At 40.9% G+C, this 16,397-nt stretch carries 19 protein-coding genes; 1 reads left to right on the top strand and 18 read right to left on the bottom strand.

All coding sequences use genetic code 11. The features are described 5' to 3' along the window. Positions 1-5: 5 nt before the first annotated feature. The 16 genes from WC222_11295 to WC222_11220 form a co-directional block, all read right to left on the bottom strand. Positions 6-902: a hypothetical protein gene (locus WC222_11295; protein ID MFA6916974.1), complete on the bottom strand. Its 897-nt coding sequence runs from the start codon at positions 900-902 to the stop codon at positions 6-8. A gap of 56 nt (positions 903-958) precedes the next feature. Next, positions 959-2,470 (bottom strand): hypothetical protein, encoded by a 1,512-nt coding sequence (locus WC222_11290; GenBank protein MFA6916973.1) that lies wholly within the window; start codon positions 2,468-2,470, stop codon positions 959-961. Between the two features lie 35 nt (positions 2,471-2,505). Next, positions 2,506-3,723, bottom strand: a complete 1,218-nt coding sequence (locus tag WC222_11285) for a hypothetical protein (GenBank protein MFA6916972.1) — start codon at positions 3,721-3,723, stop codon at positions 2,506-2,508. A gap of 12 nt (positions 3,724-3,735) precedes the next feature. After that, on the bottom strand, positions 3,736-5,889 hold the full coding sequence (locus WC222_11280) for a hypothetical protein (GenBank protein MFA6916971.1): 2,154 nt from the start codon (positions 5,887-5,889) through the stop codon (positions 3,736-3,738). A 75-nt stretch (positions 5,890-5,964) separates the two neighbouring features. Next, positions 5,965-8,040: a hypothetical protein gene (locus WC222_11275; GenBank protein MFA6916970.1), complete on the bottom strand. Its 2,076-nt coding sequence runs from the start codon at positions 8,038-8,040 to the stop codon at positions 5,965-5,967. After that, a complete protein-coding gene (locus WC222_11270; GenBank protein MFA6916969.1) occupies positions 8,021-8,563 on the bottom strand; it encodes a hypothetical protein in 543 nt (180 codons plus the stop codon). Before WC222_11270 ends, WC222_11275 begins: the two co-directional genes overlap by 20 nt. Positions 8,564-8,616: 53 nt before the next feature. Then, complete coding sequence (locus WC222_11265) at positions 8,617-8,898, bottom strand: hypothetical protein (protein ID MFA6916968.1); 282 nt, start codon at positions 8,896-8,898, stop codon at positions 8,617-8,619. A 29-nt stretch (positions 8,899-8,927) separates the two neighbouring features. Beyond that, complete coding sequence (locus WC222_11260) at positions 8,928-9,800, bottom strand: hypothetical protein (GenBank protein ID MFA6916967.1); 873 nt, start codon at positions 9,798-9,800, stop codon at positions 8,928-8,930. Next, a complete protein-coding gene (locus tag WC222_11255) occupies positions 9,781-10,461 on the bottom strand; it encodes a hypothetical protein (protein ID MFA6916966.1) in 681 nt (226 codons plus the stop codon). Before WC222_11255 ends, WC222_11260 begins: the two co-directional genes overlap by 20 nt. 86 nt (positions 10,462-10,547) lie before the next feature. Then, positions 10,548-10,802 (bottom strand): hypothetical protein, encoded by a 255-nt coding sequence (locus tag WC222_11250; protein MFA6916965.1) that lies wholly within the window; start codon positions 10,800-10,802, stop codon positions 10,548-10,550. Between the two features lie 215 nt (positions 10,803-11,017). Continuing rightward, complete coding sequence (locus WC222_11245) at positions 11,018-11,707, bottom strand: hypothetical protein (GenBank protein MFA6916964.1); 690 nt, start codon at positions 11,705-11,707, stop codon at positions 11,018-11,020. Positions 11,708-11,772: 65 nt separating this feature from the next. Next, positions 11,773-12,504, bottom strand: coding sequence for a DNA repair protein RadC (gene radC, locus WC222_11240; protein ID MFA6916963.1), 732 nt, complete (start codon positions 12,502-12,504; stop codon positions 11,773-11,775). 61 nt (positions 12,505-12,565) lie between these two features. Further along, positions 12,566-12,913, bottom strand: coding sequence for a RyR domain-containing protein (locus tag WC222_11235; protein ID MFA6916962.1), 348 nt, complete (start codon positions 12,911-12,913; stop codon positions 12,566-12,568). Positions 12,914-12,918: 5 nt separating this feature from the next. Further along, on the bottom strand, positions 12,919-13,137 hold the full coding sequence (locus WC222_11230) for a hypothetical protein (GenBank protein MFA6916961.1): 219 nt from the start codon (positions 13,135-13,137) through the stop codon (positions 12,919-12,921). Beyond that, positions 13,134-13,958 carry a phosphodiester glycosidase family protein gene (locus WC222_11225; protein MFA6916960.1) on the bottom strand — a complete coding sequence of 275 codons (825 nt, stop codon included), beginning with the start codon at positions 13,956-13,958 and terminating at the stop codon, positions 13,134-13,136. Before WC222_11225 ends, WC222_11230 begins: the two co-directional genes overlap by 4 nt. Before the next feature lie 135 nt (positions 13,959-14,093). Beyond that, positions 14,094-14,261, bottom strand: a complete 168-nt coding sequence (locus tag WC222_11220) for a hypothetical protein (protein ID MFA6916959.1) — start codon at positions 14,259-14,261, stop codon at positions 14,094-14,096. 169 nt (positions 14,262-14,430) lie between these two features. Here WC222_11220 and WC222_11215 point away from each other — a divergent pair, with 169 nt between their 5' ends. Then, positions 14,431-14,727: a hypothetical protein gene (locus WC222_11215; protein MFA6916958.1), complete on the top strand. Its 297-nt coding sequence runs from the start codon at positions 14,431-14,433 to the stop codon at positions 14,725-14,727. A gap of 43 nt (positions 14,728-14,770) precedes the next feature. Here WC222_11215 and WC222_11210 read toward each other — a convergent pair whose 3' ends face one another. Together WC222_11210 and WC222_11205 are read right to left on the bottom strand one after the other, a co-directional pair. Continuing rightward, the gene (locus WC222_11210; GenBank protein MFA6916957.1) at positions 14,771-14,935 is read right to left on the bottom strand and encodes a hypothetical protein; all 165 of its coding nucleotides are present in this window, start codon (positions 14,933-14,935) and stop codon (positions 14,771-14,773) included. A gap of 198 nt (positions 14,936-15,133) precedes the next feature. Beyond that, positions 15,134-15,568 carry a hypothetical protein gene (locus WC222_11205; GenBank protein ID MFA6916956.1) on the bottom strand — a complete coding sequence of 145 codons (435 nt, stop codon included), beginning with the start codon at positions 15,566-15,568 and terminating at the stop codon, positions 15,134-15,136. Positions 15,569-16,397: the final 829 nt, after the last annotated feature.

The raw sequence follows: 16,397 nt of genomic DNA, 5'->3' as shown, positions 1-16,397 counted from the left end.
GACTGTTACTTTTTAGGTTTAACCTTGTCAGAGAGATCGTCTTCGTCGTTCTGTTCTTTGGACTTTAACTTTTCAGCATCGGTGTCCGTTTGTTTTAAGACAGAAGATATCGACGTCAAAGTTAATGTATCTTTCATTAAAAACCTAATAGAATCTAATTCGTTGGATCCTAAAAAGGTTCCTTTGTAGGAATAACCATGCTCTATGTCAAAAATGACCAATCCGAGCGAATTGGCTGAATAGAAAATTTCTGCAATCTGACGATTCTCATCGTCGAATTTATGGTTGAATTCTACCGGGTTCATCATAACAAAACGCATGATTTCGGCACGGACCAACTTGTCCGATACTTCTTCCGGTATAGGCAATGCCAGATAACGGGCGAAACCGATCAGCTCGGCAGTCCTCATTGTCTTGACTCTGGTGATGGCCAATCCCAGTGCAGTGGCTTTTACAATATCTTTTTTGGCTTCCATTTCAGGATCATAAACCCGGAAGACAGGTTCCATACCATGGAAAGGACTGCCCTCGACAAATGGGTTAAACCGGGCCACATACCACATCTGTGCTTCCAGAGGATGGTTAAGGTTGAATACATTACGGTCAGTAAGGATAACCTTGCGCCACTTAATATTTCCGTCCAAATGAGTTCCGATGGGAATACCGTAATAGATACCGGTACGTTCATCCCGGGAAAAAGAAAGGGATACCCGGGTTTCTTTATACTTGTCAATTTTGATCGGACGTATTTCGACGATATTGGTCATATCTTCTTTTTGTCTTTTGTCCAATTCTTTTTGAACAACTTCTTTTAAGTTTACTACTTTGATTTTGATCTGTGCATCACCATACTCTATATAAGGCATGTTTATGCGTTCTGAAAGAGAGATAAAAGTTTCCATTTTGTTTTAAATTTTAAAAAGGGACAGGAATTGTCCTGCCCCTTTGTGATTATTAACTATGCAGTAGCGGGAGGAGAGATGATCCCGTGTGATTTTGTGTTGTAAATGACCAGCATATTTTCTTTCAACATCTGGAATTCCTTACCATCGACGGTTCCTTGTGGGGTACCTTCACCGGTCATTCCGTTGAAATAGTAATACACCATATTACGGTTGACACCCTGACGTCCACGGGCACGTATCTCTACGTTGGGTTTGCCAGTTTCGCCTTTGGAGTTGTCCATAAGATAATAAGTACCACTCTGGGCCAGTTTGCCATTGGTAAGTCTGCGAGGGAACATATCATCACGGTCAAACATCGGGTTTTCCACGAACACGATCTGGGCACCACGGACATTCATCCGGTTAAAGTTGAATCCCATCGGCAGATCGGCTCCACCGGGTTTGTCGGTCTGAGGTACGTTCATGGTAATATTATAATAATTCTTACCATGGAGTGCATTTTGTTTATGGACGTTGGCCATACCATCGGCACCGGTCACACAATAGAACAACTGTCCTGCAACAGCAACAGTCTTTTTCTTCACCTCGCTGATCAGATCCGCAAAGTCATCCCATACCGCTTCGCCATCGGCGCCGGAGGCTTCTACGTCATTAGCGCCTTTGATCTGTTCGATATAACCGTCACCGGCCCATATCGGCATACCAGTCTCCACATCGATCATGGAAGGTGTGCTCATTAGATTACCGTCGGCATCCTTCATGGTTGATTTTCCGAACCATTTTTCGAATTCATCTTCCATAAGGAACTGTGCCCTGGCCTGTGCTTCCAGCCAATAGATCCATCCTTTGGACGAATTGACGCCTTCTCCGGTCATATACCACAATACCTTATTGGCATTGGCATCGCCTGTAATGGCAATACCTTTACGCTGGATAGTAGTATGGTTGATAAACGTATCAGGATAGTGAGCCCTGCCATAACCACGTAAGGAACGTTCACCGTGCATGGAGTAACCACCCCATAAGGTCTTCTGTCCTACCTGTGGTGCAATCCACGACGCCCATGTGAAAGTATCACCGGGGAAAGTCTGGAACGTATAAAGGTAATATCCGGGGGCCTTGCGGGGTTGTCCGAATACCTTGGCCATTTTACCATTCCAGAACAAAGCATTCATGTCCGGTTGCAGGTAAGAATCGCGTAGTTTCAATGTGAAATACCCACCGGTATAAGTGTCGCCGGCAGAGATAGCGCCTACGACGGCATCGCCGAGGATTTCACATGCTTTCTGGATACGGCCCATAATGGAATATTTCCATGCTTTGCCGTCAATAAGTTCCCCTTCAGGGATCATAGGGATTCTGGTCTTGTACGCATCCGTTGTGCGTGATACCGTAAATGCTCCGTTGGTTGCACCGGCAGTCAGGAAAGTCATCAACTGACGCTGTTCGGCATAGGTTATGACTTTATCATATCCCGCATCCGGATTGAGCATGTTGGCGTTGGTGAGGTTCAACTGGGTCGTACATTCATCATTCCAGGTCCCCTCTAAAATTTTTATTTTCATTGTTTTTAAGTTTTGACATTAATGAATTGTTTCATTTATTCCATTTCAATCGCATCTTTGTCAATGTTAATGAATGCTGCCAACGGATTGACGTCTTCACTGGCCCTATGTTCCTGTGCAGATTCAGCCCCGGCTTTGGGAGGTATGTTGTGCAACTTTCCCAACTCCTGTTCTTTGGCTGTGTTAAAAGATTTTCTGGCTTCCTCGCTTATCTTTTTGGAGTACTGATCTATGATCTGACTGCCAAACATTTCAAACAACCGTGCATAGACTTGCGTCCTGGCATTGTTGTTACGTTCGGAGAGTTTGCCATTAGAGATTTCTGTTTTTATATAGTCCTTTGCCTTATCCGGCAATTTCATTCCCATAAAATCCTGCAGACCGTCCACGACCTTAACCATTTCGGCACGTTCATTGGTAATACGTGTCTCCGCTTCTTTGAGCTGATTGGCTATTTTGTTGCTGGACGCCTGGATGATATCACTGGCTTTCTGTGCCCGGTGAGTAAATAAGAGTTTTTTGACTTCCTGCAATTTGGTGTCGAACTTGTCATCGTCATGCAGTTCTTCGATCTTGGCATCTGCCTCATCTTCCTTCAGTCCTTCATAGACGGTAAAGTAATCCCTTACCATATCGTCCGGGTCGGTGTCGACAATATATTTGTCCAGTTCACCAAGAGGATTCAGCAAGTCATCGAATTTACCGCCGGCTTCCAGATAGTCCACGACCATACGGGCATCTTCGGAATACTTGGATGTGTCAGGGATGATTTTCTGTGCAGACTCTTCTATCTTGGTTTTTACTGCGGAGAAAAACTTGTCAGGATCATTTTCCGCCAGTTCTATGTCGAGGTTTTTCTTTGCCGCCGTTTTCCAGTCATATTTTACTGCTTCTTCTTTTTGAGTTTTCTCTGTCTCCAGTTCTTTTTCCAAATCGGTAACATCGAAAATGTCTTTTTCTTCTACAGGTTTTTCTTCTTCCTTTTCTCTCTCTTTTTCTGCAGGTTCCTCAACTTTCTTTTCTTTTAAGAAAGCAAGTTCTTCATCATTGTTAGGTGCTTCTTCAGGAGGAAGTTTTATCTCCTCTTTCTTTTCTTCTTCGATAGGTTTCTCTTCTTCGACAGGTTTTTCTTCTGCCGGTGATCCAGGTAATGTGATATCATCCCCGATATCCTGGAAAGTGTCAGGTTTGCCGGTACCTTCATAACCGGTCAGCACTTTTTCTTCTGGAGGATCTGTTTTTGTCTTTGCCATGATTAAAAAAAATTAGAGAGATTCATTATTCTGTTGAGATATATTCTCGTTGGTCTCGTTGGCGTTGTCTTTCATAACACCCTGAGCTGCAAGTTTCATTTGTGCTTCACCAAGTTTCATCCTGGCAAGATCCGTTTCATGTGCTTGCCAGTCTTCCCGGTCTTCTATGGACATCTGACGTTGTGCGGCAAGACTTTGCTGTGCGATCTTTTCTTTGGACTGCAGTTGCAATTGCGCTACTTTCTGTATGGCCACCCATGCATCTTCCAACACTTGCAGTCCTGCATTGAGGTTACGAGTCTTGGAGAAAGCAATAACATCTTTGGTACGAAGATTACCGGAATTAATCTCGGCATCGAAATACCGTTCCGCTTTCTGGCGTATCTCTTGTTCTTTGCGTCCATCGGATAAGACAACTCCATAATCGTCATTGGTAATATCTCTGGTGATCTTAAGATGTTGAGAATACATTTCGCCCAGTAATATAGATCCGGACATACTGTCGATCCATTCCCAGTTGGTCTTGCGTTTTTCCAACAGTTTACGGAGTAATTCCTGCATGAACAGGTTATGACAAAAAAACAAGTCCTTGGTGATGGACCTGGACTGTTCTATACTTTGATTAGCTCCGGTAGCGGTCTGGGACGCTTTGCCCATCCCTTCGCGGTTTTCATTAATGCCGGTGATTTTGTCAATGGTATTTTCAATGTTGTACTTTACTTCCAGTAATATCTTGAAACTCTGCGACAAACCAAGATCGAGTTCACGTATCACTTGAACTGCATTGTCCACGTCGACAGCCCCGTAGTTTTGTTCACTTGACGAAGAGAACCGTATGACTGAATGCTCTTCCAGGTCATACAGGACACTTTTCATGGTTTTCAGTTTGGGACGCAGGGACTCGTCATAAGTGAAGACCTTGCCTTTCATTTTACGGATTTCCCGGACGATCTGATACATGACTATATTATAGATCTGGGACAATCCATTGGTGAGTTCCTGCAGGGACATACGCACTCCGTCGATGGTGCCAAACAGAAAAGAGACATAATCATATTCACTGCGGTATTTGCCTAAAAAATTACGGGTCTGTATCTGGTTATCGACTTTTTTAATGTCGGTATAAATGGTTTGTCCGATACGGACCCCACCCCAAAGTTTTTCCCGATACTTGATTATAGTCTTGAATTTGTCTTTGCCTTTGTTATATTCATCTTCAGATATATCAATTAAATAATCGGGACCTCCTTTGCGAGATGGGGATACTTTGATGTATTCCGGTGTTACGGTTTTCCACTGGATGAAATATACCGGGACAGTTTGTATTCCATTAATTTCATGCCATGCTTTGCGATCTTCATGTCCCGGATCCGACATGGCGGATTTAAGTCGTACCTTGTCTTCCTCTTTTAAGTTGAATTTCTGCAGGATATCTTTGGGATACAGATAATCGACATGGCCACTGAATGGAGTCTTTTCATTGAAAGGATCATTGGGACTTTCCTGAAAAATGCGTTGTTTGGGATTAATGAGTTCAATAACTTCTTTCCCATTAGTATCTTTACCAATTCGTGCATGACATTCCGATGTGATAATAACATCTCCCAAAGAATTGTATCCGATAAGTTTTATTTTCCCGTCGGCCAGTTCACCATCCAGTATGGTCTGCATGATAACCTCATTCTTGGTCTTGGGATATAATTTTGTAAACAAGTCAGGATCAGTAGGGTTAGGTATCTTCACCCCACCCAAAGGTTTAAGTCCGGTAATCTGTTCTATCCTGGCAAGTTCTTCCTTGACAAACATGGCGCCCCGGATGGGTTTGGCTTTCTCCACTTTTTGAGAAATGGCTTCCGGATTCACTGACGACACGATTGGATCAAAGTCGGTAAGCAGGTATTCGCCGAGCAAAAGTTTTATCTTGGTACGGCCCAGTTTAAAATCGGTGTATGGTACGACGGACTTGGCACCGTACTTCTCGACGATAAATTTCTTATCGACTTCTTTGATAATACCGTTATGGGAATCATAGAGTCCCTGGAGTGTCTGGTTGCGAAGTTTTGAAGAGGTCTCATAGAAAGAAACTGCTGCATCAATGAATTGCTTTGCCCAAAGATCAGTTTTCAGCGAATCAGGAATGTCTACTTCAGGAAAATTCCCAACCATTGTTTCTGTAAATTTGCCTTAAAGGTAGAAACAATTTATTACAATAGACAAAAAATAAAGAAATATTTTTATATGTCAGTCCAAATCTGACATAATTTGTTTACTTGGTCGGGTGTCTTTTTCACCTTTCCATAAATTAGGATGGGGGCCTTCCCAAGTATTCTCTGGCTGGCTTGTAATGTCCATAAGAATGCCGTCCTTTTCACGGTACTCCGGAAGGTCGGATAATTTTGTGTCATCGACGTCACGATCCTTGGGATCGTGTTTCATATCGACAATCCGCATCAAGGCATATCCTACCGCATCGGCATCGTCCCAGTCCGTGCCGATATTCTCTTCATCATAGGCGATCAGGTTCAGTAACAGGTCCAGGAAAAAAATAACATCAGCATTATCTTCCACCCATGACTGCATGAGCGATAACATACGTGGTTTGGAATACTGGGTCATCTTGACACCGAAGTCGTGTTGCTGTTGTCCTTCGGGTGCGTCAAAGGCTTTGGGTCGCGGCGACAGGTATTTCTTCCCGTGGTTCTTTTTAAAATAATCGATAACCATATCACTTTCTGCAGAGATAATGCAGTTCTTTATGGTGTTGTAATAAATAGCGACTTTAAGTGCCATTTCCCAATGTTGTTCTTTACGTGGCGGACGTTTCAAATAATGACAGATCGGCAATATTTTTGATCCCCATTGTGCATTGCGATAGACGTTGTACCGACGCAGTACGACGATCCCACCCAGAGATTGTGATGTAGTTGTCTTGTCTTCATTGTAACCATCCACTCCCTCAATGTCGAGGTCTTTAATATTAGGTTTGGGATGTTCCAGGATCTCGACACACTCCCAGTCTTTGTCTTTTTTCCCTCTTGGCCGTGCCTCTACCTGTAATGGCAGAACATACATACCTTCCTTGTCTTTTACAATATCCAGGCAATATTCCTTCCATTTCTGTTCTACTTCTTGTATCTGGTACATCTGGGTATAAAGCAGGTCGGTATTGAATTTATTGCTTCCACTCGAGGTAAAGACTTCTTCTACCGTCAGAGGATATTTCTTATTCCAATCGATCAATACTTTCTTGTCCGGGTTCTTGGATCTGCGGCGCCGTTCTTCCAGAATACTTTCCTTGGCCTGACTGACCGCTTCGCAACCCAGATATTGTTCCGGATGCAATCCTGGTGACATTTCTTTGATCTCGTCAATCTTCTCCGCCAGTTGACCGTCGATCTCACGAGCTCCGCCATAATATGGATGGTGAAACCGGTTACCGGGAATAAAAAAACGCACCAAGTTATACGACTCACTGTTATGCCAAATGTCTTTGAAGGCTTTACTACCTTTGAGCATATTACCGCCGGTGCCAAAAAAATAGAACGTGCCCAATGTGCGTTCACCAAGTTCCAATGCCGGTTTAATACTTTCATAGGCTTCATCCAGTAATTCAAATTGTCCGGACTCTTCCATGACACAATCATGAAAAAATTCCCCTTCGAGTTTAGTGGCCTGTTCGTTTAACGTGGCAAACTGTGAAAGGGCTATTACAATCTCATCAAATCCACCGGAATTGTTCTTTTCTTCCCATCCAATCTTAAGTTCATCGTCGTTTTTCTTTAAGATGCTCAATTTAAGTTCCGGCGGGACATTGTTGAATGAGGAAAAAAGTTTAAGACGAAATCCTTTAACATATCGTTCCAGTCCACCGGCGACACCCATCCGGTAATCGGGTATAAACCGGCTGCCCCAACTACAAAGGTTATCGCCAAATACAGATAATCCTTTACGACGTGCCTTTGGAATAATGATACCGGCCTTCCCTTCTCTTTTTACTTCCTCTACTAATAAGGCCAATTGGTAATGTACATCGACAAAATCAGGGTATACACTTCCATGCAGTCCCTTGATGATATCATAATTGAGATAATAATAGTATCTTCCCGGAAGGTGTATGCCACCAGTGTCATACCCATTAAGGCAATAGTATATCTGTTCCAGCCAGAATTCTTCCCATGCCCGGGTGCCCAGACACTTGGGATTACTTAAACTGTCAGCATAAATAGGGATCTTCCCGGCAATAGGTTTGGGATTGAAACCGATATTCTTGATGATCGGAACATAACTGTATTCAGTCCTATCCGTTGCCGATACCATACGACTTCATTTTCTCGGTGAACTTCTCCCGGTTACGGATGAACATTTCAATAAAAGAAAGAGTCTTACCACCCCGTAAGGTAATCATGTCTATTTCTTTTTCCATTTTTTCATCTATCTCTTCTATCCTTTCCTCCACTGTCCGTACAGCATCCAGAAGAGGTTTAATACTGGCCGTTGTCGCTCCTAATAATTCTCCATTCAATAAAAATAGTTTCTGCAATAGAATATCACGATTTTCCTGGTAAGGATCATAACAGATACTTTGCATTTCCATGATGGCATCCTGGATTTGCGAATTGTCTTCCGGTATCAAAGCATCCTGTCCCCAGATACGGTTACGTCCGATACGCTTACGGTCTTCCAATGGCATGTTACGATACGGTGAGTCCAATGTATCGTAGGCCAACACGACATAAAGGAAGTTTTCATTATTAAGTTTGGAAAGGATGGGACAGAGATCCTTTGCTTCCGGGGTGAGAACAATGGTGTTCTCGCGATTGAGTCTGAATATTCCTGGCATAAAAAAAAGCCGTTAAAGAGATAACGGCTGTAAAGATACTTAAAATAAATCCTTTAAGTTAACTTTTCCATTCTTTCATTAATTTCATTTAATTTTGAAAGAAGAATTTCGTAAATTTTAAGAGAAACATTCATAATTTCAACGAAAGTTTCCGGTTGTTTTACTTTTTCATTCGAATCAGATTTTAATTCTCCGGGAATGTTTGGACTAATTCTATCCATTTTTTTGGAAAGGAATTCAAGTTTATCATTAAATTCACCATTCAATAGGTTAAAATGATTTGCCATTGATCCAAAAATACACTCACCATTTCCTTTATTCATTTCTTCAGGCATAATAATTTGTTTTTTAAAGATTAATAATTTTATTGTACACCCATCATTTCTTTGGAGACCTTTATCCGTTCAAATAATGCCTGGATATCATTCTGCAAATAAATCACCGGGATGTTTTCATACGAATAGAAATACTTGGGTTCACCAATTCCCATACTTAAATCTACACGATGAACAAAGCAAATCTTCAGCCTACCGATTTTAATTTCAGGATACATACTTTGCAAAAGGAAAGCATATGCCGAAAGTTGCAATGTATATCGTGCATAACTGCATGCCTCGATATGCGATAACGGTTCAAGATAGAATTTGTTGTAATATTTCCTCTCTCCGTCTTTTTCTTTAAGGTTGTCATAAGTCATTCCTTTATTGAGTCCTGTCTTGTAATCGGTAATGTCCACCACGTTGGTTCTGGATCCTCTCAGACTTAACCTATCCATGGTTCCACAGATACCATAATAATCACTAAACACCATAAATTGGGTGAACTCCTGAAAATAATGGGAATGTTCGCTATTGATCTGATTCACAACATTAATAAGTTCCGTCGACGGAACGATACCTGCCAGGGAATCGCAAATAGACTGGTCTATCCAGTTGCCAAAATCCATACTTTCCTTACCGATCCCATCCCATTCATCACGCAATGCTTGGGCACGAATGTTGATTTCACCTTCTACGGTAAAGAACAGGTCTTTGTCATTGACTGGCATTTCAGTCAGATCATACTTTGCCAGGATCTCCCGTTTTGCCATCCCTGCCGATTTGCCTTCCCGGTCAAACGGTACTTCCAATGTGTCCAACACTGAAGAGACGGGAGTAAGTATTCTACCCCCGTCTTTCATTGTATAACAATGCAGTTCTTCGTTAAAGTCTATCTGATCAGTTCTCTGCAGTTTCATTCCTTTTTCCTCTTTTGAATTTCACGCCAGTTCCTTCAACCATTACCAGTTCTTCTTCCTCTATTGTCTGTTGATTTTCAATGACCTGTATATCGTCCTGTCCCATTACGATATAACCTTTGCTTTCCAGGGTCTGTACCATGAATTCAGTACGGCTCTTGGGTGACATATTTTTCACCCTTTCAGTCTCATCGGAATCACTGCCAAACAATTGACCGGCATACTGGATGGCATCCATGAGTTTAAGCTGCTTGTCATCGACAAACTTGGCGACTTGGGTAAAACAATAGTCAATACCGGTCTGCATCTTGCCGAAGTTTTCATACCCATCGTCAGGGTCGATCAGGGGCGTTGTGACGCTATAAAACCGCGAGGTAATGGATTCCATCTTGCCCGATAGGATATACCCGTTCTTGCGCTTGTATATCTTCTGCAAGGTAGTGGATTCCCAGAGTGTCTTGGCACGGAGATAATTCTCACGTTCATTGTCGGTCAGTCCGGACAGGATACGGTCTACCACTTCGCCGTTATGAATGTGTTCATTATAAGAATTAATCCAGTAGTTGTTAAGTTCCAGCAGGTACTTGCGGAGCTTTTTCATGGCCTGGACCAATTCATAAGGCAATGGCAATGGGTATTTCTTTGTGCAAGGTATCAACACGGTGACCCCTCCTTTGTTAACCGCTTCGACGCCGGTGATTTTCACCCCGCCGAAACCGTCATTGATCAGTTCAATACTGTCAAGTTTCATAGAATTTTCCTTTCTTTTGTTAATTTATAAAGTTTGTTGTAATCTTTGTTTTCTTCCAGGAACTGATCGCGATGGACCTGGTCTTGGAATATATAGACGATACATTCAAAATTACCGGATTCCAGTGGTTTGACAAATGCGATACTGGGACTTTTCTTGGCTACTATCTTTTGATAATCTGCCAGGTCGTTGTAGAGACTATGGCATGGTATAGAATACACATGAAAGATACGGCATTTATACCGGGCCATGTCCATCTGTTCGTCTAACTGATTTGATTGAGGGTAGACTTTCCTTCTCACTGGTTTTGAGATCTGCAACTGCATAAGTTAAAAAGTTAAAAAGTTAATTGAAAAGTCCCGTAGGAATTGTCGTGTCCTTTGAGAAAACTTTTACCGATACAAATATAATCATTAATTTTTTCTTTGCAACAAAAAGTTCATTTATTTTTTCTTTCGCTGAACTTTTAAAGATATTCATTTAAGTTATTATCCTTAATATATTTAAGACGTTTATTTATTGCATCTTGTTTCTTTTCGAATACTCCCAAATAAATTCTTTTATTATAGACTGTTATTCTACTTATCCATTTTCTCAAATGTTTATCAAATGAAACACCAGCATTTCCCGATGTATTATTGTTTTGTATTCTTTGATTAACACTTTGCATATGCCAATCTGTTATTCGTAAATTTCCCGGTTCATAATTACCATTGTTGTCTTTCCTGTCAATAGAGAGTTTGTTTTGTTTCAATAAATCTTCATTATATCCATCAAGATTTATAACATAATTGTAGTAAGAAAGGAAATCATCTTTCCATTCTTCACATACTTGTATCCCCCTACCACCATATTTATGATAATTAAATGCCTTTACTCTATAACATCTTTCCTTCATTGATATCCATTTTCGATAAACGGTATGTCCATAGTAACCATGTGTTGTCTCTCTTTTTGATCTAACATCAGAAGTATTTAAACAACCACAAGATTTTGTATTTAATGATTTTATTGGAGAAATATCGGATTCAAAAACCTTTCCACAATGACATTTAAATAATGCTCTTGTGTAATTTTTACGTTTTTTTGAAACTTCATTAAGAAATATTATATTGTTTCCTAAAATTTGTCCATTGGTATAAAACATTCGTTGCATATGATTTTGATTTTGAATAAAGATAATACTATTATTATACATAAACAATAATAATATTTTTTTATTCAGATTCTATTTTCATCCGCAAATGAATAATATGAATTTCCCCCAAATATCAAATGATCCGTTATAGGAAGGTCAAGAAGTTTACCAGCATTTACCATTTTTTTAGTTAATTGAATATCAGCGTCAGATGGAACGATTGATTGGCTTGGGTGGTTATGCATTAAAAATACACTGCTTCCATTGCAATCCAATGCCATCTTGAAAATCCTTTTCGGATCACAAGTAGTTCCCGATATGCCCCCATCGGAAACTTGGACGGTTTTGATGATTTTATTGGCACGGTTAACGATTACAGTCCAGAAAGTTTCATAGACTGCGTCGACGAACAGGTGCCGGTATAGATCATAGATGTCTTTTGAACAAACCACTTTCTCTCTCTGTAGACTACCATCCTGGCGCCGGCGATTACCGATCTCCAAAGCGCTTTGTATCTGCAGGGCTTTCTTGGGACCTATGCCTTTGACCTGGCAGAGTTGTTTTATACTTGCCGTGGCGATATTGTCAAATGAATTGTCGAATTTATGCAGCAATGCCCGGGCGATGTCAATAGCATTTTCTCCTTTACATCCGGAGTTGATGATAATGCTCAGCAGTTCCAAACTGGACATGGACTGTTTGCCTTTGGTCATGAATTTGTTTCCAGGTATGTCTTCCTGTGCCCACATATGCATAGGTAACCGGTCCGGTGAATAGGTTTTTGTTTCTTTAAAGAATGCAAGTTGTTTTTCCATAAGTTTAAAGTTTTAAATTTATAAAAAAAATAACCCCGGATAACCGGGGCGTATTTTATTATTATGACAGGGCTGTTACGATGGCTTGGAAAAGATGGTCCTTGAGTTGCTGGGTACGTGGCAACTGATGATAAGGCACCAGACACGGATGTTCTTTTTTTATCGCATCCTTTTCCGGTCCCCATTTCCACCCAGCATCCAGTTTGGTCTTCATCCAACTTTCATGAGATTGTTCCGACGTCATATCTGGATTGGATAGTTTTGCTTTCACATCGATAATGGCACTTTCTTTTTGCCAGTTTGGTGCGTCACTCCACGGTTTTTGCGAATGGTCTCCCAATGTTTCACAGAATGCCTTGTTTGCCTCGTGACAAACCTTGGCGATGTCAATGATCTGATAGTCTTCCATAAATGTTACTTTTTTGTTTTATATTTGATTTCAAAAAATGATACTTTTCCGTCTGTACAGAAATCTTTTATTTCTTTTGTTAATCTTGAAAATGTAAAGTCACATCCAGTCCATCCATTATCCCATTGATCAATATTAGTCATCGTTCCGGATTTACCTATGATTTTACTTCTGACACTATAGTAAGCATCTCCTTCAGAAATGTCTGTTATAATTACTTTCATTTCACAATCCTTTCTATCCCTATTACATTAGGAATTGTCCAAAAATGATTGTTTCCGTTGCTTTCATAAAAATCGCTTTCATAACTACCGATACCTTTCACCTGTTTGCCATTGCAGTTCAAGTAAAACGATGCAAGAGGCCCACCTTCCAGGTACATCATGTTGTACAGATCTATCGGTGCATTCAATAGGATATCTATAAAGTCATGCATCCGGTATGGTGACCGGCAGAAAATGAATAATACATTCCCATCTTTGTCCATCGCAATAGTTACCACACTCCACATCTTGTCCACATCTTTCCAAACATTAACCTGGTTACAGTCAACCATCCGTATTGACTGGTCGAAACATTGATACCGGTATCGTAAGGCATTCCATTCTTGGCATTGACGATCTATTATCTGAACGGTTGGAATATCTTTTCCCATCGGATTAAAGGCCAATACACAATTGTTCTCACTGACATGTGAATTATTTATTTCACCAAAGTTCTTCATGTAACCGCAACTACGCCGGTCACCCATAAACATGCCTGCATTAATGATGGCGACCTGGTTTTTATAACCGGCCCATTGCGGCGCCGTCCTTCTGACCCATCCATTTTCTTTTTCAGTGAACAGGTTAAGTTTATATGTGGCCGGATTGATCTTCAAAATATTGATTTTAGAATCGCCTGTGATAGACTTTACCGGTGAATCATATTCGGCATAGTACAATCCGTCATCCAGAGTCATCCATTGGATTTTATTGATCGGTTTCAATCCCATCAATAGAATGATCCCAACAAGTAATGCGAATAATAATGATAGTTTTTTCATGATTTTATTTTTGTTTTTTCTTTTTCTTTTTCAATTCTTTTTATCAACTGATCATTGGTTACCAAATCGACGCACTTCTCTTCGGAAAATTTCATACGGTTCTTGTGACAGATGTATATAAGTTCACCGACCTTCTCAGTGGTAATCTTTTCCGAAAAGATACATAACTTGCATTCCCATGCGTCTAATTTGGAACACAAAACTACCTGTTTTTTCATCGTTTCCGGATTGGATTTCTTTGGGTACGAATAGCAGATTGTAAATCAACCGGTAAATGTTCGAATGAAATTTTATCGAGAACATTCTCCTTATTTGTTTCTTTATACCAATATGGAAGATAATAATATATTCCTGTTTTAGTCTTAACTACTGTCGCACGTTGTTTCAATAATTTTATTTGTGGCTTTGTGAATTTAATTTCCATAATATTTTAGTTTTAAAGTTCAGAAAAAAAACGGGACATCCGTCATAAGTGAATGCCCCGCCAACTTTAAACCACCATTATGATAAGATTGGACTAACCAACCTTAAAATCCCTTGCAATCTCCAATCCTTGAGAATCCACCCATTGGACCATATGGATCCCCTTCTGCATAATGCCTCTCACCACTTCATCCCTGTCCTTCCGGTTGTCGATACCCTGGCTGGTGCCCAGTTTGTTGCCGTTGGAATGCATAATCGTGTAATAGTACCTTCTCCTGCGGAAAATTCCTTCTTTGACATCCCAACACTTTATCCAATAAAAATTTCCTGTGTCGTCTTTTTGTGATTCCATAATATTTGAATTTTTGAAAAAGATAATCAAGTCTACTTTAATTTGGAATACTCCCACGGTGTTTCAAAAATAAAATATTCTTTCCAGTCTTCCTTTGTACCTCACGTAATTTTAAAAACCATAAGAATTCTTTTACCTGCTGTTCATTTGGCGGAAGATCATTTATCCTAACATAATTTCTAAAAAATTCTTCTGGTGTCATAAGTCAAATGTTGTTGCCCATCGAATGAACCTAAACTCTGGTATCTCGATATCAGTCCTTTTATATTCCTTTGCCTTATATGCCTTTTGCACTTCTTCCTTGGTTACCCAACAGAGTTCCTTATTGCCATCCGGTAACTCTACCCATGCCCAATATGATTTAATGTCTTCCATATATTTTAATTTAAAAGAAAAATAATCAAGTCATATCCTCCCACTCACTCAACATCAACACCTCATCGCCCTTGCCTCCCATATCCTCCAACTGCGTCTTCATAGCCATGTACAAAACCAGTACCTTCCTCCACCGTGGCCTCAGATTACTGTCCATGTACCGCTTCATCTCCCCCAAACTCCCCGCTACCCAGTAACCATTAGTGCTCCCACACAGATTCCTCACCTGTCCCGATATTCTGATCAACCTTATCAGTAACCTTACCTTGCTCGTGTCCGTCTTGTATCCCCTACCTCGTATTACCGCCACAATCTCCCTGTTGCTTATCCTGGCATTCTCCCCTACACGGTTCTTCAATATCCCTACTATCATCGGCATCAACACCTCCTGATCCCTGGCACTGACCTCACGGACCTCATTGATATACTCGTTGCTTACAAAATCTCTCCAGTCTTCCATAACTTTTGTCGTGTTTAATTTATTGTACAAATATATATAAAAATATTGAACTCAGAAAAAAAATATTAAAAATTGTGTTTGAAAGCTCGTATAGCCCCTTTGAGCAAGTGGTAGTGGCGACCGGGCAGGGGGGGCATGAGTGAGGGAGAGGGGAAAGCATGCTTAATGGTGGAGATTATTTTTATGTGAGGGTTTGGGCAGAGGGCAGGTCAAGAGAGAGGAGAGGCAGAGAGAGAGAGAGTGGCAGGTCAAGAGATGTGCAGTAAGTGCAAGCGCACAAGCACTAACACAAACATGCTGACGCATGCGTTGTGTAGCGCTTGCTGCACTATGCACATGCATAGTGAGTGCTATGTTATTGTTATTCTAAACTCAAAGCCTCGCAAGTGTTCAGGGCTTGAGTTTCCTGTTAAGTCAGGTTATAGGACACATGGCCTTTGCCCGACTTGTCACCGTATAGTGATCCACTGTACTACTTCCCACCGTAGAGCCGAGGGATCGACACAGTATGTCAGGAGTGCAAGCCTGACAAAGTTGAGCACCTTACGGTGCTTTTCTTTTTTATCTTTTTCACAAACTCTCTACTATGGAAACAAATGGACTATTGATCGAGCAAGACACGGATTTCGTCAATGAACTGATTGACTTCTTGTGCGGAGAATAAGGCGTTGCCTTATTTTTTTCTTAAACTCTCTATTATGACACACACTGAAGACCGTCTGGAAGACCTGTATCATTCCAGTTACGAAGAAGATTTAGAACTCATGGAGATGTTGGAGAAGGAAAATGAAGAGAAGATGGAGCTCTATGAGTTGGCTTTACAGGAAGC

Source organism: Parachlamydiales bacterium (assembly GCA_041671045.1).
Lineage (GTDB): Bacteria > Chlamydiota > Chlamydiia > Chlamydiales > JABDDJ01 > JABDDJ01.
The sequence above is the reverse complement of the archived record's forward strand: the minus strand, read 5'-3'. Positions and strand labels throughout refer to the sequence as shown.